The sequence below is a fragment of the Arhodomonas sp. SL1 genome, from assembly GCF_052060015.1.
Taxonomy (GTDB): Bacteria; Pseudomonadota; Gammaproteobacteria; order Nitrococcales; family Nitrococcaceae; genus Arhodomonas.
On sequence record NZ_JBPODZ010000001.1, the window covers coordinates 167,823 to 190,551 of the forward strand.

Annotated in this window: 21 protein-coding genes; 16 read left to right on the forward strand and 5 right to left on the reverse strand. The window is 67.2% G+C overall.

Features of this window, described 5'->3' with window-relative positions; genetic code table 11:
- The first annotated feature begins 7 nt into the window (after positions 1 to 7).
- Together ACQ754_RS00755 and ACQ754_RS00760 are read left to right on the forward strand one after the other, a co-directional pair.
- Positions 8 to 1,000, forward strand: a complete 993-nt coding sequence (locus tag ACQ754_RS00755) for an aromatic/alkene monooxygenase hydroxylase subunit beta (RefSeq protein ID WP_440995071.1) — start codon at positions 8 to 10, stop codon at positions 998 to 1,000.
- Positions 1,001 to 1,080: 80 nt separating this feature from the next.
- A complete protein-coding gene (locus ACQ754_RS00760; RefSeq protein WP_440995072.1) occupies positions 1,081 to 2,106 on the forward strand; it encodes a 2Fe-2S iron-sulfur cluster-binding protein in 1,026 nt (341 codons plus the stop codon).
- Positions 2,107 to 2,378: 272 nt separating this feature from the next.
- Here ACQ754_RS00760 and ACQ754_RS00765 read toward each other — a convergent pair whose 3' ends face one another.
- The 3 genes from ACQ754_RS00765 to ACQ754_RS00775 form a co-directional block, all read right to left on the reverse strand.
- Positions 2,379 to 2,609: a hypothetical protein gene (locus ACQ754_RS00765; protein WP_440995073.1), complete on the reverse strand. Its 231-nt coding sequence runs from the start codon at positions 2,607 to 2,609 to the stop codon at positions 2,379 to 2,381.
- Between the two features lie 87 nt (positions 2,610 to 2,696).
- Positions 2,697 to 4,385 carry an IS1634 family transposase gene (locus ACQ754_RS00770; protein ID WP_440995074.1) on the reverse strand — a complete coding sequence of 563 codons (1,689 nt, stop codon included), beginning with the start codon at positions 4,383 to 4,385 and terminating at the stop codon, positions 2,697 to 2,699.
- A 102-nt stretch (positions 4,386 to 4,487) separates the two neighbouring features.
- Positions 4,488 to 5,009 carry a GntR family transcriptional regulator gene (locus ACQ754_RS00775; RefSeq protein ID WP_440995075.1) on the reverse strand — a complete coding sequence of 174 codons (522 nt, stop codon included), beginning with the start codon at positions 5,007 to 5,009 and terminating at the stop codon, positions 4,488 to 4,490.
- A gap of 119 nt (positions 5,010 to 5,128) precedes the next feature.
- On the opposite strand from ACQ754_RS00775, the gene ACQ754_RS00780 reads away from it, so the two are divergent.
- The 11 genes from ACQ754_RS00780 to ACQ754_RS00830 all read left to right on the forward strand — a co-directional run bounded on the left by ACQ754_RS00780 (position 5,129) and on the right by ACQ754_RS00830 (position 14,061).
- A complete protein-coding gene (locus tag ACQ754_RS00780) occupies positions 5,129 to 5,554 on the forward strand; it encodes a GlcG/HbpS family heme-binding protein (RefSeq protein ID WP_440995076.1) in 426 nt (141 codons plus the stop codon).
- 28 nt (positions 5,555 to 5,582) lie between these two features.
- On the forward strand, positions 5,583 to 7,043 hold the full coding sequence (locus ACQ754_RS00785; protein ID WP_440995077.1) for a 2-hydroxymuconic semialdehyde dehydrogenase: 1,461 nt from the start codon (positions 5,583 to 5,585) through the stop codon (positions 7,041 to 7,043).
- Between the two features lie 11 nt (positions 7,044 to 7,054).
- Positions 7,055 to 7,882, forward strand: coding sequence for an alpha/beta fold hydrolase (locus ACQ754_RS00790; RefSeq protein ID WP_440995078.1), 828 nt, complete (start codon positions 7,055 to 7,057; stop codon positions 7,880 to 7,882).
- A 44-nt stretch (positions 7,883 to 7,926) separates the two neighbouring features.
- Positions 7,927 to 8,712: a 2-oxopent-4-enoate hydratase gene (gene dmpE / locus ACQ754_RS00795; RefSeq protein ID WP_440995079.1), complete on the forward strand. Its 786-nt coding sequence runs from the start codon at positions 7,927 to 7,929 to the stop codon at positions 8,710 to 8,712.
- A 33-nt stretch (positions 8,713 to 8,745) separates the two neighbouring features.
- Positions 8,746 to 9,705, forward strand: coding sequence for an acetaldehyde dehydrogenase (acetylating) (locus ACQ754_RS00800; RefSeq protein ID WP_440995080.1), 960 nt, complete (start codon positions 8,746 to 8,748; stop codon positions 9,703 to 9,705).
- A 13-nt stretch (positions 9,706 to 9,718) separates the two neighbouring features.
- A complete protein-coding gene (gene dmpG / locus ACQ754_RS00805; protein WP_440995081.1) occupies positions 9,719 to 10,762 on the forward strand; it encodes a 4-hydroxy-2-oxovalerate aldolase in 1,044 nt (347 codons plus the stop codon).
- Entirely contained in the window at positions 10,759 to 11,550 is a 792-nt protein-coding gene (dmpH, locus tag ACQ754_RS00810) for a 2-oxo-3-hexenedioate decarboxylase (protein ID WP_440995082.1), read from the forward strand. Before dmpG ends, dmpH begins: the two co-directional genes overlap by 4 nt.
- 71 nt (positions 11,551 to 11,621) lie before the next feature.
- Entirely contained in the window at positions 11,622 to 12,551 is a 930-nt protein-coding gene (locus ACQ754_RS00815; protein WP_440995083.1) for a SphA family protein, read from the forward strand.
- A gap of 61 nt (positions 12,552 to 12,612) precedes the next feature.
- Complete coding sequence (locus ACQ754_RS00820) at positions 12,613 to 12,813, forward strand: 4-oxalocrotonate tautomerase (protein WP_440995084.1); 201 nt, start codon at positions 12,613 to 12,615, stop codon at positions 12,811 to 12,813.
- Between the two features lie 21 nt (positions 12,814 to 12,834).
- Positions 12,835 to 13,425, forward strand: a complete 591-nt coding sequence (locus tag ACQ754_RS00825) for a 2-hydroxychromene-2-carboxylate isomerase (protein WP_440995085.1) — start codon at positions 12,835 to 12,837, stop codon at positions 13,423 to 13,425.
- Between the two features lie 15 nt (positions 13,426 to 13,440).
- A complete protein-coding gene (locus tag ACQ754_RS00830) occupies positions 13,441 to 14,061 on the forward strand; it encodes a glutathione S-transferase family protein (RefSeq protein ID WP_440995086.1) in 621 nt (206 codons plus the stop codon).
- Between the two features lie 6 nt (positions 14,062 to 14,067).
- On the opposite strand, the gene ACQ754_RS00835 is transcribed toward ACQ754_RS00830, so the two are convergent.
- Complete coding sequence (locus ACQ754_RS00835; protein ID WP_440995653.1) at positions 14,068 to 15,012, reverse strand: IS110 family transposase; 945 nt, start codon at positions 15,010 to 15,012, stop codon at positions 14,068 to 14,070.
- Between the two features lie 349 nt (positions 15,013 to 15,361).
- Between ACQ754_RS00835 and pepN the strand changes: the two genes are divergently transcribed.
- From pepN to ACQ754_RS00850, 3 genes are all read left to right on the forward strand, one after another.
- On the forward strand, positions 15,362 to 17,986 hold the full coding sequence (gene pepN / locus ACQ754_RS00840) for an aminopeptidase N (protein ID WP_440995087.1): 2,625 nt from the start codon (positions 15,362 to 15,364) through the stop codon (positions 17,984 to 17,986).
- Positions 17,983 to 20,016: a CocE/NonD family hydrolase gene (locus ACQ754_RS00845; protein WP_440995088.1), complete on the forward strand. Its 2,034-nt coding sequence runs from the start codon at positions 17,983 to 17,985 to the stop codon at positions 20,014 to 20,016. The genes pepN and ACQ754_RS00845 overlap by 4 nt, the downstream gene beginning before the upstream one ends.
- Positions 20,017 to 20,625: 609 nt before the next feature.
- The gene (locus ACQ754_RS00850; RefSeq protein WP_440995089.1) at positions 20,626 to 21,600 is read left to right on the forward strand and encodes an IS110 family transposase; all 975 of its coding nucleotides are present in this window, start codon (positions 20,626 to 20,628) and stop codon (positions 21,598 to 21,600) included.
- A gap of 79 nt (positions 21,601 to 21,679) precedes the next feature.
- On the opposite strand, the gene ACQ754_RS00855 is transcribed toward ACQ754_RS00850, so the two are convergent.
- Complete coding sequence (locus tag ACQ754_RS00855) at positions 21,680 to 22,699, reverse strand: D-alanine--D-alanine ligase family protein (RefSeq protein ID WP_440995090.1); 1,020 nt, start codon at positions 22,697 to 22,699, stop codon at positions 21,680 to 21,682.
- Positions 22,700 to 22,729: the final 30 nt, after the last annotated feature.

A 22,729-nucleotide genomic window follows, 5' to 3' on the forward strand; every position in this document is an offset into this window, starting at 1 on the left:
CCGAGCAATGTCGGAACGGCAAACTGAAGCATTGAAACCACTGAAAACCTGGTCGCACCTTGCTGGTAATCGGCGGCGTCCGAGCGAATATGAGGTTGTATCGACCAACCTTCACTACTTCACGGATAATCAGGAACGACCGTGGGAGTTAGACTCAAACCTCGCAATGCAAAGATGGTACAAAGAATATTGCTTTGGTAGCCCGCTGAAACACGATGACTGGGATGCATTTCGCGACCCTGACCAGCTCGTCTACAGAACGTATAACCTACTTCAAGACGGGCAGGAGTCGTATGTTCAGGGACTATTCGATCAATTTAACGACCGCGGCCACGATCAGATGCTGGCTCGTGAATGGGTAGAAACACTAGCTCGTGTTTATACACCTGCGAGGTATCTGTTTCACGCCATGCAAATGGGCTCCGCATATATTATGCAAATTGCACCGGCCAGTACGATCTCAAACTGCGCAACTTACGAGACAGCGGACCATTTGCGGTGGTTGACTCATACGGCGTACCGTACCAGAGAGTTGGCGAATTGTTATCCTGATGTGGGTTTCGGGGAAAGAGAACGAGCCATTTGGGAGAAGGATCCTGCTTGGCAGGGCTTCCGGGAATTGGTAGAGAAGGCACTCACAGCCTGGGATTGGGGTGAAGCGTTTACGGCCATTAACCTCGTGACTAAACCGGCTGTAGAAGAAACTCTGCTGCAACAGCTGGGGGATCTTGCGCAATCGGAAGGGGATACGCTGCTCGGGCTGTTGACTCAAGCACAAAAACGTGACGCTGAGCGACATCGAAGGTGGTCTTCCGCTTTGGTTAAAATGGCGCTGGAAAAAGAGGGGAACGGTGAAGTGTTGCAGAGGTGGGTCGCGGAATGGGAGCCGTTAGCCGACGGAGCGATAGAAGCGTATTGCAGTGCATTACCTGATGGTGCGAATTCTGCCGGCGAAGCAAAAAATGCGTCGCGCAACGTTCGCGAGATGATGGTGCTGTAATCGTTGTTAACGGTATAGGAGCCGGTGATAGTTGTCGGACTATGACCGGTTCTTTGGTGAGCGGGGACAGGCATCACAATATGAGCAATAGGGTAAAAATCGCGGGGACGGATCTCGAGTTTGCTGTTGCCGGCGGGGACACCATTCTTAGGGCTGCTTTACGTAATGGGATACCGATCTCCTATGAGTGCAACTCCGGTGGGTGTGGGTCTTGTAAAATAGAGGTCGTTGAAGGAGAGGTTGATGTGCTATGGGAAGGAGCGCCCGGGTTAAGCCCGCGGGATAAAAGAAAAGAGAGAAAGCTTGCCTGCCAGTGTCTAGCCGGTGCGCCTGTCACCATTAAGGCGCAATTAACAGATATTGAATTGCCGGAAATACGTCCCGCACGTCGTCGGGTTCGGTACGTGGGTCGATGTGATCTAACGGCCGACATGGCTGAATTTGTCTTTCAGGCGGAGGGGGCCGCGTTCTTTCTCCCGGGACAGTATGCCATGCTGACTGTCCCTGGTGTTGAAGGTGACAGGGCTTATTCCATGTCCAATGTCCCTAACGATTCTGGTCACTGGCATTTTATTATAAAGCGAATGCCAGAAGGTAGGGTGTCCAATTGGCTTTTCGACGAACTGCAACCGGGTGACACAATTGAGATTGATGCTCCTTTCGGTCTCGCCTACCTTCGTCCGGAAATACAACGTGATGTGGTTTGTATTGCCGGCGGATCAGGGCTTTCTCCCGTGATGTCTATTGTGCGATCGGTTATGGGAGATCCTCGTTTCTCCAATCGCACAGTCTACCTTTTGTATGGGGGGCGGACGCCACAAGACCTTTGTACTTCGGAATTGCTGTCAGAGTTTGAACCACTGAACGCAAAAGATAGACTAATATGCAGAACGGCGGTTTCAGATCGTCAGGCGGCGGAGAGGCAACAGTGGGAAGGTCCCTGCTGCTTCGTACATGAACTGGTCGAACAGACGCTGGGCGATCGTATGATGGAAGTCGAGTACTACTTTTGTGGTCCGCCGCCGATGACGGAAGCGGTTCAACGCATGTTGATGATCGACCATAAAATTCCGTTTGATCAGATTCATTTCGATCGTTTTTTCTGAAGGGGTAGTTCAGAGGGCATCTTCGTGATGAGCTATGCTTGATGTGACCATGGTCTATCTCATTGGCGCCCGACTGACCCATCTGTCGGCCTCGCCCTACACCACAACATCTGGAACGGCCTGAAACGGCATCGGCGTGAACGCCCAGGCCCCTTACCCACACGATCCGCGAAGGCGGCGTCAAGACGGGGCGAGTCTCCACCCTTGGCCATCGGTTCGCCTCACGACGACGAAATGCGGGCGCTGTCTACCATATTTTTGTCAACACCGTCTTAGGCGCCGCTGGCCTCTTCGAGGGCGGCCTCGCCGGCGGCGAGCACGCGCTCCACGTTGTGGGCAGTGCGCTCGATGTGAACGCGGAGCACGCTCATGGCCGTGCCGGTGTCGCCGGCCAGCGCGGCGTCGCGCAGGGCGCGGTGTTCTGCCGGGATGTCCCGGCTCGGGGCGTAGCGCGTACTCAGGAAGCGGTAGCGCCGGTGCTGGTCGTGGAGGATCTCGCGCATGCGCTGGAGCCACCCAAGTTCCACAGCTATGGGCATAAACTATTGATTCTGGGTTTCCGCGAACCCACAAAGTGTCACAACATCGGGTCAGGCCGGCGCCCGGGGCGCCTCCACACCGATATGGCGAAACAGGTCGAACTGCTCCGGGGTGGGCCTGGTGATCCCTTCATAGCTTTGGCCGTCGACGCGGACCTTGTGGCGCTGGATCCGCCGCAGGCTGCGCAACGCATTCTGGGGTGAATGGTCGCTGCCGGCGCGTTGCAGCCGCTCGCGGAGGATGCGATGCAGCAGCAACGCGAGGAAGCAGATCAGCGCATGGGCGCGGATGCGATCCGGCAAGCGGTGGTAGACCGGCGCGATCTGGATATCGCTTTTGAGCACCCGGAAACCGCGCTCGATATCCGCCAGGGAGCGGTAACGGGCCACGATAGCCTGTGCGGACCAATCGTCGAGGCTGGTGACCAGCAGGAGCTTGCCGTCGAGGCGCTCCGCCGCCGACCAGGCCTGGTCATCGATCTCGTAACGGAACTGCTCGGCGCCCAGATCGGCTTTGACGATCCCGCTCATCTGGTGACGTAGCACCGTCTGGTGGAAACGCCGATGCGCGCTCCGGTCCGTTGAGCGCCGCCCGCGGCCGGGGCGACCGGCATCCTGGCTGTCCAATCGCTCAGCCAGCGCCTGGCCGATCTGCTCGATGCGCTCGACCTTGCGCCGCCGTGCCCGTGTCTGCTCTTGTGCTCTCTCGGGGTTGTGGGCCACCACGAGCCGCCGCTGCTGCCAGCGCGCTTCGGCCACCGACTCCTCACCGGAGGCCTCGGCCGCCTCGGCGAGTTGCGGATGCAGCTCCGCCATGACGTCGGTGAACTCCGCGTACCGCCGACCCGGCACGGCGAGGATGTAGTCCACGGCCAGGCCCTGGTCCTCGGCAAGGGCCTCCAGCGTGTCGACATTGTCGAGCGTCAGCAGGCCGCGGTCGGCGACGATGACGACCCGCTTCAAAGCGAACCGTGCCAAAAGCCGTTGGAGCATCGGCACGAGGGTGCGCGCCTCGGCGACATTGCCCTCGAAAACGTCATGGGCAATCGGTAGACCATCGGCGGTCTGCACCACCCCGAGGGCGAACTGCCGAGCGATGCCGCCGGTATCCTTGCTATGCCCGTGCCGCCGCAGGTCCTCGGCAAGCTCCTGTTCGCCGTGGATCCGCACCGTCGTCAGGTCCCAGAATACGACGCTAAGCTCCTGGTCGAGCAACGGCTTGAGCTGCTCGGCGACCGCCTGTTCAACGCGCCCAGCATGGTTCATCAACGCGTCCATGACGCGTAGCAGGTGCTCGTGGCGGAGCTGCTCGGCATCGACGCCCGGCAGGCTGACATCCTCGCGCAGCCACTCCAGCACACCGAGCTTGCTACGGGGGCTCGCGAGGCGATTGAACACCATTGCCCGGATCAGTGCCTCGGCGTCCAGCTCGCGCCGCGAGGATCGCAGCGCCTTGCGCAGCGCTTGGTCGAGCCCTAGCTCCTGCCAGAGCTGATGCAACGCCCAGAGATCGCCGTAGGCGCGCGCTCGCTGGAACTCTGGGGCGCCTTGCTTGGCCTCGGGGCGGCCGACGGCGCGCTGGAGTCCGCGGATCAGGCCATCGACCTCGTCTTCACTGATCTGATCCAGCCGCCCGAGGTTCGCGACGACGCGCTGCTTCACCTTGCCGCCTTCGTCGCGATAGCCCTCGACCAGCCGCAGGTAGCGTCGTGGCCCGGACTTGGTGACTCGCACGTACATGTCACGACGTTAGCGAAGTATGGCCTTATTTGCAATACCTTTCCGTCTCTGCACGTGTCACAACAGGCGATGCGCTCTCAGCTGCTGCCTCCGCCATGCTCATCAGGGGGTTACGCTACGTTCAACGCTCCAAGACCGGAGTGAGCTGTGGAACTCGGGGAGCCAGCGCGAGGGACAGGCGGCGACCAGTGCCTCGTGGAAGCGCAGGTTGCGCCGCTCCCACTCGGCGAAGGCAGTGGCCGGCTCGTGCTCAAGCTTCTCGAGCTGGTGGTAGGCGGCCACCACCTCCGACTCCCAGGCGTCGTCACCGTGCTCGATGCTCTGGCGCAGGGCCTCGTTCTCAATCAGCACGCGGGTGTTGGTGACGTCCCAGAGGTCGTCCAGGTCGATGGGCGGCACCCGGAAACCGCGCTGACCGAACGCGATTACCAGCCCCTCGCCCACCAGCCGGGCCAGGGCCTCGCGGATGGGACTGGCGCCGATGCCGTAGTGCTCGGTGAGTGGCTTGACGGCCAGGCGCATACCCGGCGTCCAGAGCCCGGTGATGATGTCGCGCTTGAGCTGGTGGTAGGCGCGGTCGGACAGGGTGGCGGCAGTCTCGGCCTCGTTCATCTTTTGCACCATCGGTATTTCCAGTTAATCGCGAGTGTAGCAATAGCCTTGACAATTCGTCAGCGCAAATACATGATGCGCCAAAACATCGATAAAAACGCGGAACGTCGACATTATATGAGGAAGCAGCGTTGAACACCACCGAAACCCTTCAAACCCTGAGCTGGGAGGCGGCCCACACCGCGGTGCGGGCCGCGGTGGAGCGGGCCGGCTCGCTGGGTATACGAATCAACGCGGCGGTGGTCGATGCGGCTGGCCTGCCGGCGGCCTTCCTCCGCATGACCGGGGCGCCGCTGCACAGCTCGAGCATCGCCCAGGACAAGGCCTACACCGCCGCCGGCTTCAGCCTGTCCACCGCCGAGTGGGACGCCGTGGTGGGGGACAACGAGGCCCTGCGGACGGGTCTGGCACAGCGGCCGCGGCTGGTGATGTTCGGTGGCGGTCTGCCCGTGTTGGGGGACGGGACCTGCCTCGGCGGCATCGGGGTCTCCGGCGGCAGCGAGGAGCAGGACGAGGAATGCGCGCGGGCCGGCCTGGCGGCCATTGGGCTAGCGTAAGGCAATCAGCGCAATTCGGGTGAACGCAATGAAAGAGATCAGGCATTTCATCAACGGCGAGTACCTGGGGTCGGATTCGGGCCGCATCTTCGACGACATCGATCCAGCCAGCGGCGAAGTCATCGCCCGGGTCCATGAGGGCGGCCAGGCGGAGATCGACGCTGCCGCCCGGGCGGCCCGCGATGCCCTGGACGGCGAGTGGGGCCATATGCCGGTGGCGCAGCGCATGGAGCTGCTGCACAAGGTGGCCGACGGCATCAACGCGCGATTCGAGGAATTCCTGATCGCCGAGTGCCAGGACACCGGCAAGCCCCGGTCCCTGGCCAGCCACATCGATATTCCCCGGGGCGCGGCCAACTTCAAGATCTTCGCCGACCTGGTGAAGAACGTGCCCACGGAGACCTTCCACATGGACACGCCCGACGGTGCCGGGGCGCTCAACTACGCGGTCCGCCACCCGAAGGGCGTCATCGGCGTGATCTCCCCCTGGAACCTGCCGTTGCTGCTGATGACCTGGAAGGTGGGCCCGGCGCTGGCCTGCGGCAACACGGTGGTGGTCAAGCCCTCGGAGGAGACGCCCCAGACCACGGCGCTGCTGGGCGAGGTGATGAACGAGGCGGGCATCCCGAATGGTGTCTACAACGTGGTCCACGGCTTCGGCCCGGATTCCGCCGGCGAGTTCCTGACGCGGCACAGTCAGGTGGACGCGCTGACCTTCACCGGCGAGACGCGCACGGGCACGGCCATCATGAAGGCCGCCGCCGACGGCATCCGCGACGTCTCCTTCGAGCTCGGCGGCAAGAACCCGGCCATCGTCTTTGCCGACGCGGACATGGACAAGGCCATCGAGGGGACCATGCGCTCGGCCTTCGCCAACTGCGGCCAGGTCTGCTTCGGCACTGAGCGGGTCTACGTCCAGCGTCCGGTCTTCGACGAGTTCGTGGCCCGTCTGAAGGAAGGCGCGGAGTCCCTGCGCATGGGCCATTTCGAGGACGAGGGCGTGAATTTCGGCCCGCTGATCAGCCAGGAGCACCGGGACAAGGTGCTTGGCTACTACCGCTTGGCAGAGGAAGAGGGTGCCACCGTGGTCACCGGTGGCGGGGTGCCGGACATGGATGCACGTTTCGGCGGCGGCGCCTGGATTCAGCCGACCATCTGGACCGGCCTCGATGACGATGCGCGCGTGGTCCGCGAGGAGATTTTCGGTCCCTGCTGCCATATCCGTCCGTTCGACGACGAGGACGAGGTGCTGGGCCTCGCCAACGATACCGAGTACGGCCTGGCGGCCAGCGTCTGGACCCGGGATCTCTCCCGCGCCAACCGTGTCGCCCGCAGGCTCGAGGCCGGCCTGGTCTGGGTCAACAGCTGGTTCCTGCGCGATCTGCGCACGCCCTTCGGCGGCAGCAAGATGTCGGGCATCGGCCGGGAAGGCGGAGTCCACGGGCTGGAGTTCTACTCCGAGCTCACCAACGTTTGCATCAAGCTTTGAGGGCCCGAGCCATGGATACCCCGAGCAACCCCGAAATCGGCCTCAGCATCAACGCCGCGGGCATCGAGACGAACTACCACGATCAGGGTGAGGGTCCACCGGTACTGCTGCTGCACGGCTCCGGTCCCGGGGTCAGTGCCTGGGCCAACTGGCGGCTCACGCTACCGCCGCTGGCCGAGTCCCGGCGCGTTATCGCGCCGGACGTGGTGGGTTTCGGATTTACCGAGCGGCCCGAAGGCATCGAGTACACGCCGGAGCAATGGGTCCGGCATGCGGTCGGTTTCCTGGATGCCCTGGGGCTGGACCAGGTGGATTTGGTCGGCAACTCCTTCGGCGGCGGCCTCGCCCTGCGCCTGGCGCAGGAGCACCCTGCACGGGTCCGCAAGCTGGTGCTGATGGGCGCCGTGAGCCTGTCCTTTCCCCTGACAGAAGGCCTGGACAGCGTCTGGGGCTACGAGCCCTCGTCGGAGAACATGCGTGCGCTGATCAAGCTCTTCGCCTACGACCAGTCCCTTGCCAGCGACGATCTCGCCGAGCTGCGCCACCGCGCGAGCACCCGGCCGGGGGTTCAGGAGGCCTATGCCGCCATGTTCCCGGCGCCGCGCCAGCGCTGGGTGGACATGCTCGCAAGCACCGAGGAGGCGCTCGCCGCGCTGCCCAACGAGACGCTGATCGTCCACGGCCGTGATGACCGGGTGATCCCCGTCGAGGTCTCGGAACGGGCGTTCCGGCTGATCGACCGGGCCCAGCTGCATCTCTTCGGCCGTTGCGGCCACTGGGTGCAGATCGAGCACGCCCAGCGGTTTAACCGTCTGCTGGCGGATTTCCTGGCGGAATAACGGCCGCGGCGCAAGCCACCGGAACAATCACAGGAGGTCACGACGTGGACCAGAACACGATTCAAGCCCTCGGCGACGAGCTCTATGAAGCCCTTCGCGGCCGGAAAACCGTGGAGCCGTTGACCGAGCGGGAGCCGGACATCCGCACCGAGGACGCCTACCACGTCTCGATGCGCATGCTTGAGCGGCGCAAGGCAGACGGGGAACGGGTTATCGGCAAGAAGATCGGCGTCACCAGCAAGGCCGTGCAGGCCATGCTCAACGTCCACCAGCCGGACTTCGGCTACCTCACCGACGCCATGCTGTTCGGCAACGGCGAGGAGTTGCCAATCAGTGAGCGATTGATCGCCCCGCGGGCCGAGGGCGAGGTGGCGTTCGTGCTCAAGCGCGATCTGCAGGGGCCGGGCGTCACCAACGCCGAGGTGCTGCGCGCCACCGAGTGCGTCATGCCCTGCTTCGAGATCGTCGATTCCCGCATTCGCGACTGGAAGATCAGGATCCAGGACACCGTGGCGGACAACGCCTCCTGCGGGCTGTTCGTGCTGGGCGACCAGATCGTCGATCCCCGCCGCGTGGACCTGTCCGTCTGCGGCATGGTGGTGGAGAAGAACGGCGAGGTGGTCAGCACCGGCTCGGGCGCCGCGGCCCTGGGCTCGCCGGTGAACTGCGTGGCCTGGCTGGCCAACACCCTGGGTGAGTTCGGTATCAAGCTGGAGGCCGGCGAGGTCATCCTGTCCGGCTCGCTGGTACCGCTGCTGCTCATCCAGCCCGGCGAATCCATGCACCTGAGTATCGGCGGCATCGGCACCGCCTCGACGCGGTTTGTCTGAGCCGCGCGCTGAATCCTGAAGGAGGGAATGGACATGACCATGAAAGCGGCCGTGATCGGCTCCGGCAACATCGGCACCGATCTGATGATCAAGATCATGCGCAACGCCAAACACCTGGAAATGGCGGTGATGGTGGGTATCGACCCCGAGTCGGACGGTCTGGCGCGGGCGCGGCGTCTGGGCGTGGAGGCTTGCGACACCGGCGTAGACGGCCTGGTGAAGATGCCCGTGTTCGAGGAGATCGACGTGGTCTTCGACGCCACCTCGGCGAAAGCGCATGTGTACAACGACGCGGTGCTGCGCGAGGCGAAGCCGGATATCCAGGTCATCGACCTCACCCCGGCGGCCATCGGCCCATACTGCGTGCCGGTGGTGAACCTGGAGGAGACTCTGACCGACCCGGAGGTGAACAACGTCAACATGGTCACCTGCGGCGGTCAGGCCACGGTACCCATGGTGGCCGCGGTGGCCGGCGTCACCGAGGTGAGCTACGCGGAGATCGTCGCCTCCATCTCCAGCCGCTCCGCCGGTCCGGGGACGCGGGCCAACATCGACGAGTTCACCGAGACCACCAGCCAGGGGCTGGAGGCCGTGGGCGGCGCCAGGCGCGGCAAGGCCATCATCATCCTCAACCCCGCCGAGCCGCCGCTTCTGATGCGCGACACCGTCTACACGCTCTCGCCGCTGTCGGCCGATGAGGCGCAGATCGAGTCGGCCGTCAACGCCATGGTCGAGCGCGTGGCCAGCTACGTGCCCGGCTACCGGCTCAAGCAGCAGGTGCAGTTCGAGCGTTTCGACGACACCCGCCCGCTGAACGTGCCCGGTCTCGGCAAGGTCACGGGCCTGAAGACCTCGATCTTCCTGGAGGTGGAGGGCGCGGCCCACTACCTGCCGGCCTACGCGGGCAACCTGGACATCATGACCTCGGCGGCGCTGGCGACGGCTGAGCGCTTCGCCGAGCACGCCGCCGAGCAGGCGGGCGCCACCGCCTGAGGGAGGACCCATCATGGACAACAAGCTCTACATCTCCGACGTCACCCTGCGCGACGGCTCCCACGCCATCCGCCACCAGTACAGCGTGGACAACGCCCGGCGCATCGCCGCCGCCCTGGACCGTGCCAAAGTGGACTCCATCGAGGTTGCCCACGGCGACGGCATCCAGGGCTCGTCGTTCAACTACGGCTTCGGTGCCCACACCGACCTGGAGTGGATCGAGGCCGTCGCGGAGACGGTAACCCACGCCCAGGTGGCGACCCTGCTTCTGCCGGGTATCGCTACCGTACACGACCTGCGTGCCGCCTATGACGCCGGGGCGCGCATCGTGCGCGTGGCGACCCATTGCACGGAGGCCGACGTCTCCAGGCAGCATATCGAGTACGCCCGGGAGCTCGGGATGGATACGGTGGGCTTCCTGATGATGAGCCACATGACGGAGCCGAAGCACCTGGCCGAGCAGGCGAAGCTCATGGAGAGCTACGGAGCGACCTGCATCTACGTGGTGGACTCCGCCGGTGCCATGACCATGGACGACATCCGGGCGCGATTCCGGGCGTTCCGGGACGTGCTGGATCCGGGCACCGAGCTCGGCATGCATGCCCACCACAACCTCAGTCTGGGCGTGGCCAACTCCATCGCCGCGGTGGAGGAGGGCTGCAACCGCATCGACGCCAGCCTCACCGGCATGGGCGCGGGCGCCGGCAACGCGCCGCTGGAGGTGTTCATCGCCGCCGCCGACCGTATGGGCTGGAATCACGGCTGCGACCTCTACACCCTGATGGACGCCGCCGACGACATTGTCCGGCCGCTGCAGGACCGCCCCGTGCGGGTGGACCGGGAGACCCTGGCGCTGGGTTATGCCGGCGTCTACTCCAGCTTCCTGCGCCATGCCGAGGCGGCCGCCGAGCGCTACGACCTGAAGACCGCCGACATCCTGGTGGAGCTGGGCCGGCGGCGCATGGTCGGTGGCCAGGAGGACATGATCGTGGACGTGGCCCTGGACATGCGCCGGGCCCGCGAAGAGGCCGGCGCGGCCGTGGGAGGCCAGGCATGAGCACGCTGAACACGGACCAGATCGAGTCCCTGTCCGAGCACCTGGAGTCCGCCGAGCTCCACGCTCGGGCGGTGCACAAAATCACCGACGACTATCTCGACATGGACTTCGAGGACGCTTATGCCATCCAGTGGGCGACCCGCCGGCGCAAGGAGTCGCGCGGCAGCCGGATCGTGGGGCTGAAGATGGGGCTGACCTCCCGCGCCAAGATGAAGCAGATGGGCGTCGAGGAGCCCATCTACGGCTTCCTGGCCGACTACTTCCAGGAGGCCGAGGGTGCGGAGATCGATACGTCGAAGCTCATCCACCCGAAGGTGGAGGCGGAGATCGCCTTCATGACCCGCGCCCCGTTGCGGGGTCCGGGTTGTCACGTGGGCCAGGTGCTCGCCGCCACGGAGTTCGTGATGCCGGCGGTGGAGATCATCGACAGCCGCTACGAGAACTTCCGCTTCGACCTGCCCAGCGTGATCGCCGACAACGCCTCGTCATCGCGCTTCGTCACCGGCGGGGCCATCGCCGGTGCCCGGGAGATGGACCTCCGCACCGTCGGCGTGGTGCTGGAGAAGAACGGCGAGCCCGTGGAGGTCGGGGCCGGCGCGGCGGTGCTCAACCACCCGGCCTCCAGCATCGCGCTGCTCGCCAACATGCTCGCCGCCCGTGGCGAGGAGCTGCCCGCCGGCAGCCTGATCCTCTCCGGGGGCATCACCGCCGCGGCTTCGGTGTCGGCCGGCGACAGCGTGACCCTGCGTGCCCAGGGCATGGGCAGCGTGAGCCTGCGCTTCGAGTAACCGAAAGGGGTGCCGCGGAGCGGCGTCCCGGCCTTTCCCGAGAAGAAACGTTGTACAGGAGGGGAATCATCATGACGCATTCGTTTCGTTGGATGGGTGCCGGCCTGCTCGCCGGCGCCCTGGCGCTGCCGGCGACGGCGCTGGCCGATGCCATGCAGCACTATGTGCCGGGCGTGGAGGGCAACAAGGCGGCCTCGGTGCCGCCGCCGGGGTTTTACCTGCGCAACTACGGCGTCTACTACGACTCCGATGACGTCAAGGTCGACGCCATCCCGAATAACGACGGCGCCATCCCCGGCGGCGACGACAGCGCCACGGTCAAGGCGGTGGTGCCGCGGGCGATCTGGATCACCGAGCACAAGGTCCTCGGTGCCGACTACGGCATGGAGGCGATCGTGCCGATCCTCGACAAGGACGTGGACGCCATGGGGCTCAGCGAGAGCGACAGCGGCCTCGGCGACGTCTTCCTCGGTCCGCTGATCCTCGCCTGGCACGGCGCACAGTATGACGCGGTCTTCACCGCCGGCTACTGGACCGACGCGTTCAGCGACTACGACGACGACAACCCCGTGGCGGCGGCGGCCTCCACCGGCCAGGGCTACTCCAACGTCATGCTCACCTTCGGCGGCACCTGGTATCCCACCGAAGACCGGCGCTGGGCATTCTCGCTGCTCAACCGCTACGAGACCCTGGCCTCGGAGGTCGAGGGCACCGACATCGAGCCCGGCGACAACTGGGTCGCCGAGTGGGGGATCAGCTACGACGTCAACCCGGCGCTGACCCTGGGGCTGGTGGGCTATGACAGCTGGCAGCTCGAGGGCGACGACGCCCCCGCCGGGGTGCCCACCCCGAAGGACGAGGTGCACGCCATCGGCGGCCAGCTCACCTACCGCTCCAAGTCGCTGGGCATGGCCTTCGACGCCGCCCTCTACGAGGAGTACCACAGCGAGCACCGCCCCGAGGGCACCACCTTCCGGGTGATCGCCACCATCCCGTTCTGACGTGCAACCGCCTTGGCCGGGCCGCCACCGCGGCCCGGCCCCGTTCGCCCAAGGAGGCCGTATGCCCATCGCCCAAGTCTCGATCCTCGAGGGCCGCCCCAAGGAGAAGCGCGTGGAGCTGATCCGCCGGGTGACCGATGCCATCGCCGAGAGCCTGGAGGTGCCCGCCGAGCGCGTGCGGGTGATTGTCCAGGAGGTGCCGCTGGAGCACTGGGGCATCGGCGGCGAGACCGCCGAGGAGAAACGCCGGGGCGGTGGCTGAGCGGCCGCAGAGGAGGCACCCGTGGAACCCGTCGACCTCGAGCTGTACTTCAACTTCCGCAGCCCGTACTGCTACCTTGTCTCCAAGCGCATGTTCCGCCTGCTCGACGCCTATCACGTGCGCCTGGTCTGGCGACCCCTGGGCGGCTGGCACGGGCGTTCACCGCCGGATCGGGCGAAGAAGAAGCTGCCCATCGCCCGCCAGGACGTGGGGCGTTTCGCCCGGCGCATGGGGATCCCGCTGAACCCGCCGCCGAAGGAGACCGATCCCACCCGGGCCAGTGCCGGCTCGCTGCTCGCCGAGGAGCAGGGGCTGCTGCGCGCCTATACCGTGGAGGTAATGCGCGCCGAGTGGGCCGAGGGCCGGGACATCGGCGAGCTCAGGGTCCTGCGGGAGGTGGCCGGCCGAATCGGTATGGACGCGGAGGCCCTGGCGGCCGCGGCGGATGATCCGCAACGCCGCCAGCGCCTCGAGGAGAACTGGGCGATGGCCGACCAGCGCGGTGCCTTCGGTGTACCCACCTTTGCCATCGGCGAGGAGATCTTCTGGGGCCAGGACCGCATCGATTTCGTCGAGGAGCACCTCCGGGAACTGCGCCTGGCCCGGCTGTAGACGCGGGGAGGGGCCATGGAGCTCTATGACAAACCCGAGTGCCCGTTTTGCTGGCGGGTGCGCATGGCGCTGCGGTGGCAGGGGAGGGCGTATCGCCACCGTCGCCACGACGACCCGGAGGCGGTGGCCGAGCGGCAACGACTCTCCCCCCACGGAACGGTACCGATACTGCATTGCGAGGAGCTGGTGCTCACCGACTCCCGGGTGATCCTGGAGTACCTGGCCGACAGCGGGCCTGGCCTGCTTCCGGGGGATGCCGAGGGGCGCGCCCGGGTGCGCACCCGGCTGGACTACATCGATGGCGTGCTGGGAAAGGCCATCCGCGAGGTGGTCTTCGAGAAGCGGGATCGCCCGGTGACGGAGTGGGACCGGGCGCGCATCGATGCCGGGATCGAGGGATGGTGCCGGGGCCTGCCGGCGCTGGAGGCCGAGCTGGACGCCGATGGCCGTTTCCCCGAGGGGGACTCCCTCGCCGATCTGGCGCTGCTGACCCGCTGCGGCCTCGCCGCCGCGTACGGCGTCGAGTTGCCCATGGAGCTGACCCGGCTGCGCCGCTGGTACGAGCGCTGGCGTGCCGCTCCGGTATTTCGGGAAACGGCCCCGCCCCGGGTCCGTGACGCCCTGTCGGCAATGTAGGAGATTCTATGTCTGCTGGCAAGGTGTTCGAGGCTGGTATTCGGTTTGATTTTTCATCAGTGCGAAGGCGAGGCGAGCGAGCTTTCGGGCGAGGGCATTGAGGGCTTGTACAGGTGCGAGCCCGCGTGCGAGGCAGCGCTGGTAGTAGCCGCTCCATGGGGGTTTGGACTTGGCCTGGAGGGCGGCCATGTAGAGCAGTCGCCGCAGCTCTGGGTCGCCTTGTTTGGTGAGCCGACGGCGTGCTCGTTTTTGTCCGGAGTCGCGCACGCGGACATCGAGTCCGAGGAAGGCGATAAAGGCGTCGCTGCTTCGGAAGGCGCCGCGGTGAAAGGCCATGGTCAGGGCGGCGGCGGTGATCGGGCCGATGCCTTCGATTTGCTGACAGCGCCGCCGGTGCGCTGCCCATCCGGCAGTCGCGATGGTCTTGGCCATGAGCCGCTGTAGGGTAGTGTCGAGCTGTTGGATAGCGCGGATCAGTGGCTTGAGGCTGGCCTGCAGTTCGCTCACGCCCGCCAGGCTCTGCTCGAGCATCACGCGGGCGCGAACGAGGCTTGCGCGGCGGCGCAGCAGCTTCTGCAGGCTCTGGTAACCCTTGGGGGGTGGAGTCCAGGGGGTTAGCTGGTCGTGCTCGCGTTCGAGGTAGCGCACGAGCAGCTGGGCGTCGCCGGCATCGGTCTTGGCGCGGCCACCGACGCCGTCGCGATAGCGGTTGAGGCGATAGCCACTGATCAGATACACGCGGTGGCCTTGGCGGTGGGCTTCCAGCGCCAAGGCGAGATGGTAGTCGTTGGTTGCCTCCAATGCGAATGCCGCTGGTGCGGGCAGGCTCTGAAGCCACTCGTGGATCGCCGAGTGCTCGTTGGCGCAGCGCTGGGCGGGTTCGCCATTGATGCTGAGCCACAGCTGCGCCTTGCCGACGTCCACACCGATGAGTTGGGCGGTTACCGACATTGCCATGATCCACCTCCCGGGCTAGCGTGGAGCTGTCTGTCGGGGTGCTCACCGAACGCTGGCTTGCCATCTATCGTCGGTGCCGAGCCGAACGATTCCTTATCGGCGTTTGAGGTGAGGGGTGGGACGATCTCTCCTACTGTCTGTGCCATAGGCCAGATGCGCGCCTCGTCCCTCCACCCCGACAGACCCTTTATCTAGGCCTGCCGGGCGAAACATACAAGCGCGCCCCGCGCGCGATGTCCGCGGGGAGGTCGCCTGCGGGGCAGGCTCCCACGTGACGGAAACCGGTGGCACGGGGCCGCGGACGCGGCGATAATCCGGGGGATCCCGCTGCGGAGCCGCCGTCATGGCCGATCGCCCGCCCCTGCACCGGCGTGATGCGTACACGCCGCCCCCCTTCCTGGTGGACCGGGCGTTCCTGTGCTTCGAGCTGGATCTCGCGCAGACGCGGGTGCACTCGCGGCTTTGCCTGCGCCGCAACCCGGATGCCCCGGTCCGGGCGGGGCTGCACCTGGACGGGCAGGACCTGACCCTCGAGGCCGTTGCCCTGGACGGCGAGCCCCTCGCCTGCGGGCGCTATCGCTACCAGGGGGACGGCCTGGAGATCCACGGGGCGCCGGAGCGCTGTGAGCTCGAGACCCGCGTGGTCCTCCAGCCCCAGGCCAACACCGCCCTGATGGGCCTGTATGCCGCCGGCGGTATGCTCTGCACCCAGTGTGAGCCGGAGGCATTCCGCCGGATCACCTTCTTCCCGGACCGCCCGGATGTGCTGGCGGTCTTTCGCACCGAGCTCATCGGCGACCCCCGGCGCTTTCCGGTGATGCTCGCCAACGGCAACCCGGGCCAGCGGGAGGTCCTGCCGGATGGCCGTCACCGCGTCGTCTGGGAGGACCCCTTCCCCAAGCCCGCCTATCTGTTCGCCCTGGTGGCCGGTGAGCTCGAGGCGGTGAGCGCGGAGCACGTCACCGGCTCCGGCCGCCGGGTCCCCTTGCGGCTGTATGTGGAGCCGGGCAACGGCGGCCGCGGCGGCCATGCCCTGGACGCGCTGCGCCGCGCCATGGCCTGGGAGGAGGCGCGCTACGGCCTGGAGTACGACCTGGAGGTGCTCGACCTGGTGGCGGTGAGCCGCTACACCATGGGCGCCATGGAGAACAAGGGCCTGCTGGTCTTCAATGACCGCTACCTGCTCGCCGATCCCGCCACCGCCACCGATCGCGACTACCGGGATATCGAGGCCCTGGTGGCCCACGAGTACCTCCACAACTGGAGCGGTAACCGGGTCACCGGCCGGGACTGGTTCCAGCTCGCCCTCAAGGAGGGCTTCACCGTGTTTCGCGAGCAGCAGTTCGTCACCGAGCAGGGCTGGGGCGGGGCGCGGCGGCTGGAGGACATGCAGGTCCTGCGCCGGCGCCAGTTCCCCGAGGACGCCGGGCCGCTGCGCCACCCGGTACGCCCCGCCGCCTATCGCGAGATCGAGAACTTCTACACCGACACGGTCTACGCCAAGGGCGCGGAGATCGTGCGCATGCTCGCCCTGTGCCTGGGCGAGGCGCGGTTCCGGTCGGGCACGGATCGCTACTTCCGCGACCATGACGGCACCGCGGTGACCGTCGAGGACTTCCTGGCCGCCCTGTCCGCGGCCACCGGCGAGCCCCTGGCCGGATTCCTGGCCTGGTACGACGAGGCGGGGACCCCGGAGCTCGCCTGCCGGGGGCGCTTTGACGCCGGCAAAGGCGTGTACACCCTGGAGGTCCGCCAGTCGCCCCCGGCGGGGGGCGCGCCCCGGCCGCTGCCGCTGGCCATCGGCCTGCGTGACGCCGATGGCGCGCCGCTGCCCGTGTGTCTGGGGCCGGGGCAGGAGGGGGCGGACACCCGGGTGCTGCCGATCACCGAGTCGGTGCAGGAGTTTCACTGCCACGGCCTGGACAGCGCGCCGGTGCCGGTGCTGCTCCGCGGGTTTTCGGCGCCGGTGCGGCTGGACTTCCCGTATACCCCGGACGAGCTGGTCACCCTCGCCATCCACGAGGACGACGCCTGTGTGCGCTGGGACGCGGTGCAGCGCCTGGTGGTGGCGGCGGTCAGCGAACCGGGCGGGCCGCGGGGCCAGGCGCCGGCGTTGACCGCGCTGGCCGAAGCCTTCGCCGGCATCCTGGAGCGGGCCGATGCGGCGCCGCTGGTGGCCGCCGAGCTGCTCACCCTCCCGGATGCCGGGGCACTGGTCCGGGAGAGCACCCTGGACGATGTGGCGGCGGCGGATGCGGCCCTGGCGGCGGTGGCGCGGCACGTCGTGGAGCGTTCGGGCGCGGCCCTGGAGGCCGTCTACGAGGCCTGCGGCGCCACCGCGCCCGGGCCGCCGGATCCGCAGCGGGCCGGGCGGCGGGCGCTGCGCAACGCCTGCCTCGCCCGGCTCTGGCATGGCGGACGCGCGGGGGCCTTCGAGCGGTGCCTGGAGCAATTCCGATGGGCCACAAACATGACCGACCGCCTGGCCGCCCTGGGGCTGCTCGCCCACCACGAGGGGGATACGGTGGCGGCGCTGCTCGCGGCCTTCCGGGAGCGCTGGGCCGGGGAGCCGCTGGTGCTGGATCAGTGGTTCGCCATTCAGGCCCGTTCCCGTCGCGCCGACACCCTGGAGCGGGTGCGGGCGTTATGCGCCGATCCGGCCTTTTCCCTGGAGGCGCCCAACCGCGTCCGTGCCCTGGTGGCGAGCTTCGCCACGGGGAATCCGCTGCGCTTTCATGCCGCCGACGGTGCCGGCTATCGTTTCCTGGCGGATCGGGTGTTGGCCCTGGATGCGCTCAATCCGCCCCTGGCGGCGGAGCTGCTGCGGCCCCTCACCGAGGGGCACTGGCATGAGGCGGGCCGGCGCGCCCGCATGCGCGCGGAGCTCGAGCGGGTGGGCGCGGCCCCGGATCTCTCCGGGGGCTGTGCCGAGATCGTCACGCTGGCGCTCAAGGAGGGCGAGGGATGAAGGTGCTGCGCTCCTTCCCGGCAGGGGTGGAGGTCATCGAGAACGTGTGGATCCCGATGTCGGATGGCGTGCGGCTCGCCGCGCGCCTCTGGCTGCCCGAGGGGGCCCGGGAGCGGCCGGTGCCGGCCGTGCTGGAATACATGCCCTATCGCAAGCGCGACTTCACCCGGTTGCGCGACGAGCCGTTGCACAGCTACTTCGCCGGGCATGGCTATGCAGGCATCCGGCTCGATGTCCGGGGCACCGGGGATTCCGAGGGCATCCTCCGCGACGAGTACCTCGCCCAGGAGCAGGACGACGCTGTCGACGCCATCGACTGGATCACCCGGCAGCCCTGGTGCGACGGCAACGTGGGCATGATCGGGCTGTCCTGGAGCGGGTTCAACGCCCTGCAGGTCGCGGCGCGCCGGCCGCCGGCACTGAAGGCCATCATCACCATGTGCTCCACCGACGACCGCTATGCCGACGACGCCCACTACAAGGGCGGTTGCCTGCTCACCGAGAACCTGAGCTGGGGTGCGGAGCTGCTGTCGCTGAACGCCTGCCCGCCGGACCCGGAGATCGCCGGCGAGGCCTGGCGGGGGCGCTGGCTCGAGCGATTGGAGAACAACCGCCTGTTCCCCGCCGTGTGGATGCGCCACCCCCACCGGGATGATTACTGGCGCCATGGCTCGGTGTGCGAGGACTACGGCGCCATCGAGTGCGCCGTCTACGCCGTCGGCGGCTGGGCGGATGGCTACGTCAACGCCATCCCGCGGCTGATGCAGGGGCTCAGCTGCCCGCGCAAGGCCCTGATCGGCCCCTGGCCCCATGCCTTCCCCCACGCCGCCGAGCCCGGTCCACGCATCGGCTTCTTCCAGGAGGCGGTGCGCTGGTGGGACCACTGGCTGAAGGGCAAGGACAACGGGATCATGGACGAACCCCCCATTCGTGCCTGGATGGAGTCCTGGATCCCGCCGGCGCCCCGTCACGACGAACGCCCCGGACGCTGGATCGCCGAGCATCAGTGGCCGTCGCCGCAGATCCGGCCGCGGCGGTGGTATCTCAATGTGCTGTCGCTCGGTGAGTGCCCGGATGGCGAGGACCGGATGCGGCTGCGCTCGCCCCAGACCACCGGCCTGCGGGCCGGGGACTTCTATGGCTTCGGCGCCGAGGGCGATGCCCCCATGGACCAGCGCGCCGACGATGGCAAGTCCCTGGTCTTCGACTCCGATCCCCTGGAGGGGCCGGTGGAATTCCTCGGTGCGCCGGTGGTAACCCTGGAGCTCGCCTGCGACCGCCCCCTGGCCCATGTCGCCGTCCGGCTCAATGACGTGGCACCGGACGGGGCCAGCGGCCGGGTGAGTTACGGGGTGCTGAACCTCGCCCACCGCGACGACCACGAGAACCCGCAGCCCCTGGAGCCGGGGCAGCGCTACCGGGTGGCGGTACGGCTGAACGACATGGCCTACCGCTTCGAGGCCGGCCACACCATCCGGGTGGCGGTCTCGACCTGCTATTGGCCGATGATCTGGCCGACGCCGGAGCCGGCGGCCCTCAGCGTCTACACCGGGGTCAGCACCCTGGAGCTGCCGGTGCGCCCGCCGCGCCCCGAGGACGAGGTGCTGGCGGCCTTCGAGCCGCCGGAGCGCGGCCCCATCCCCGCCTACACGGTGCTGCAGACCGCGCAGCTGGAGCGCGGCATCGCCGTGGATCTCACCACCGACGAGACCACCTATACCGCCTACGGTGACGTGGGCGACGTCGGGGGGGCGGCGCTGGCGCGGATCGAGGACATCGACCTGCTGGTGGGCTCGACCATGCGCCGGGTCTTTCGCATCCAGGAGCAGGACCCGCTCTCCGCCGAGGCGGTCACCGAGCAGGAGACCCGCTTCGAGCGTGGCGACTGGGCGGTGCGGATCCACTGCCGCGTGCGTCTGCGTGCCGATACCCAGGCCTTCCGCATCGAGGCCACCCTGGACGCCTACGAGAACGACGCCCGCATCGCCAGCCGCGAGTGGAACGAGGTCATACCCCGGCAATTGCTGTGACGCGCCGGATCCCGGTAGACCGGCACCCGCCGCCAGGCGGATGCCGAAGGGGGCCACGTCGGCATCGAGACCGGCGCTGCCAAAGCGGAGCCGCACCAACATCGAGTGCGGCATCGTCACGCCGGGCTGTCGGGTGCCGCCTGCGGCGGAACCCGACCTACGTGTCTGTGACGCGCCGGATCCCGGTAGACCGGTACCCGCCGCAGGCGGATGCCGACGGGAGCCACGGCGGCATCGAGACCGGCGCTGCCAAAGCGGAGCCACACCAACATCGAGTGCGGCATCGTCACGCCGGGCTGTCGGGTGCCGCCTGCGGCGGGACCCGACCTTGTGTTTTCGACGGTAAGGGTTTGTAGCCCTTAGTGTCGGTCCTGGGGACGCCTGGGAGAGAGGGGAGCAGGGAGGCTGTAGCCGACCTTCGGCCTGCAGGACAGAGCCTGCGACGTAGATTCGCCCCCTGCTCCCCATTTTATCTTTGTCGCATACAGCCCGAACGGTATCCAAGGCCTGAGGCGCTCAGAGCCTGCACAGACAAGGTTAGGCCGCGACGAAGCACTCCCCCTCGCAGGCGCTCCTGTAAACCCTACTTCGTGCTCAAAGGGAGGAGCCATGGCGATCACCCTCGGCATCGATGTCGCCAAATACGATTTCCACGCCGCCATCCAGTCCCCCGGGCGCCAGCGCTGGCACGAGCGCCGTTTCCCCAACACCGCCGCGGGCGTGCAGGCTTGTCATCGCTGGCTGCACTCGCTCGGACTCGCCGAGGCGGTGGTGGCCCTGGAGGCCACGGGCATCTACAGCGAGCCGCTCGCCGAGCGCTTCTACGCCCTCGGCTACGGCGTGCACCTGCTCAACCCCGCGCAGGTCATCCACCACGCGCGCTCTGAGCTGCAGCGCGCGAAGACCGATCGGATCGATGCCCGTAGCGTCAGCGAGGCGGCCCAGGCCAAGACGCTCCCCTTCTGGGCGCCCGTGAGCGCGACCATGCACGAGCTGCGCGAGCTCCACCGCCACCTGCGCGGACTGCGCCACTCACGCACCCAGCTCTACAACCGCCTCGAGACCCAGGGCGAGACCACCCGGGCCTCGCTGCAGCGCCTGCTCGAGGCCTATGACGCCGAAATCCGCGAGACCCGAGAACGCCTGCAGACACTGATCCGTGCCTCCGGCGAACTCAACGACGCCGCCCAGCGCCTCGCCAGCATCCCCGCCGTGGGCGAGACGCTCATCGCCGAGCTGCTGGTGCGTCTGCCCAAGATCCAGTGCTGCCGTCGCGCCCAGTCGCTCGTCGCCTTCGCCGGGCTCGACCCCAGGCCCTACGAGTCAGGCACCAGCGTGCGTGCCCCGCGCCGGATCTCCAAATGCGGCGACGCCGCCCTGCGCAAGGCGCTGTACTTCCCCACCCTGTGCGCGATGAAGCACAACCCCGTGATCCGCGCCTATGTCGAGCGGCTCAGGCAGCGTGGCGTAACAGGCAAATCCCTCGTGTGCGCCGCCACCAGAAAGCTCCTCCACCTCATCCACGGCGTGCTCAAGTCCGGCAAATCCTTCGATCCAAACATCCCCTTGCAGGCTCAAGGCTAAGACGGTATCTACGTGTCGGACCCGAGCAGTCGGACCCGAGTAGGTCGGCACCCGCCGCAGGCGGATGCCGACATTGCCCCTAGAGCCCGTAGCGGCGGCGGGCGGCGGTGACGATGCGCTCGATCAGGGCGTTGTACTCCATGCCGGCCCAGCCGGCCATCAGGGCGAGCTTGCCGTCGGGGCTCCAGGTGGGGTTGAAGTTGGCGTCCAGCAGCCGCGGGACGCCGTCGGCGCCGGCGCGGAAGTCGATGCGGGCATAGTCCCGGAAGCCCAGCCGCTCGAACAGGAACAGGGCCTGTTCCACCATCCGTGCGTACAGCGGCTCATCGAGCTCGGCGGGTCGAAAGCGCAGGGCCTGCCAGTAGGGGGAGTCCGGGTCCATCTTCGAGCCGTAGTCGAGGATGGGGGGCAGGCCGGGGTCGAGATGGCTGTAATCGATCTCCAGCACCGGCAGGACGGTGAGGTCGTCGCCGGGATTGCCCAGCAGCCCGACCGTGTACTCGGTGCCGGTGAGGAAGTCCTGGATCAGCGCCCGGCCGCCACCCAGCGCCTCGGCGAGCCGGCGCAGGTAGGCGTCGGCGGCGGTGGCGTCGCGGACCACGCAGTCGGCGGTGACACCGATGCTGCCACAGCCGGCATTGGGCTTGATCAGCGCCGGGTAGAGATCGGGCAGCACCGGCGGCTCCGCGGCCAGGTCCACCACCCGCTCATTGGGCACCGGGACGCCGTGGGCGGCGGCGAGGTGACGGACCAGGGCCTTGTCGGCGCAGATGGCCATGGAGCCGGGTCCGGCGCCGGTGTAGGGGATCTCCAGCAGCTCCAGCAGCGCCGGGACGTGGGGCTCGTTGCGCAGGAGGTTGCGGTAGCCGGTGTCGCAGAAGTTCACCGCCAGCTGCGGCGGCTTTGCCCGCAGCGTGTCGATGAGCCGCTCGTGGTCGTCGAGCAGCCGGGGACAAACCCCGGCCATCTCCCGCAGGGCCCGCTGCGCGTCCCGGACCGCGGTCTGGTCGTCGGCCCCGAAGGTGCCAGCGACCCCATACTCGTAGGGCAGCTGCGGGTCCCCGGTGAGCAAGGCCAGGTCCAGTGGTGCGGTGCTCACGGCGCCTCCTCCCCGCCACGCGTATCAGGC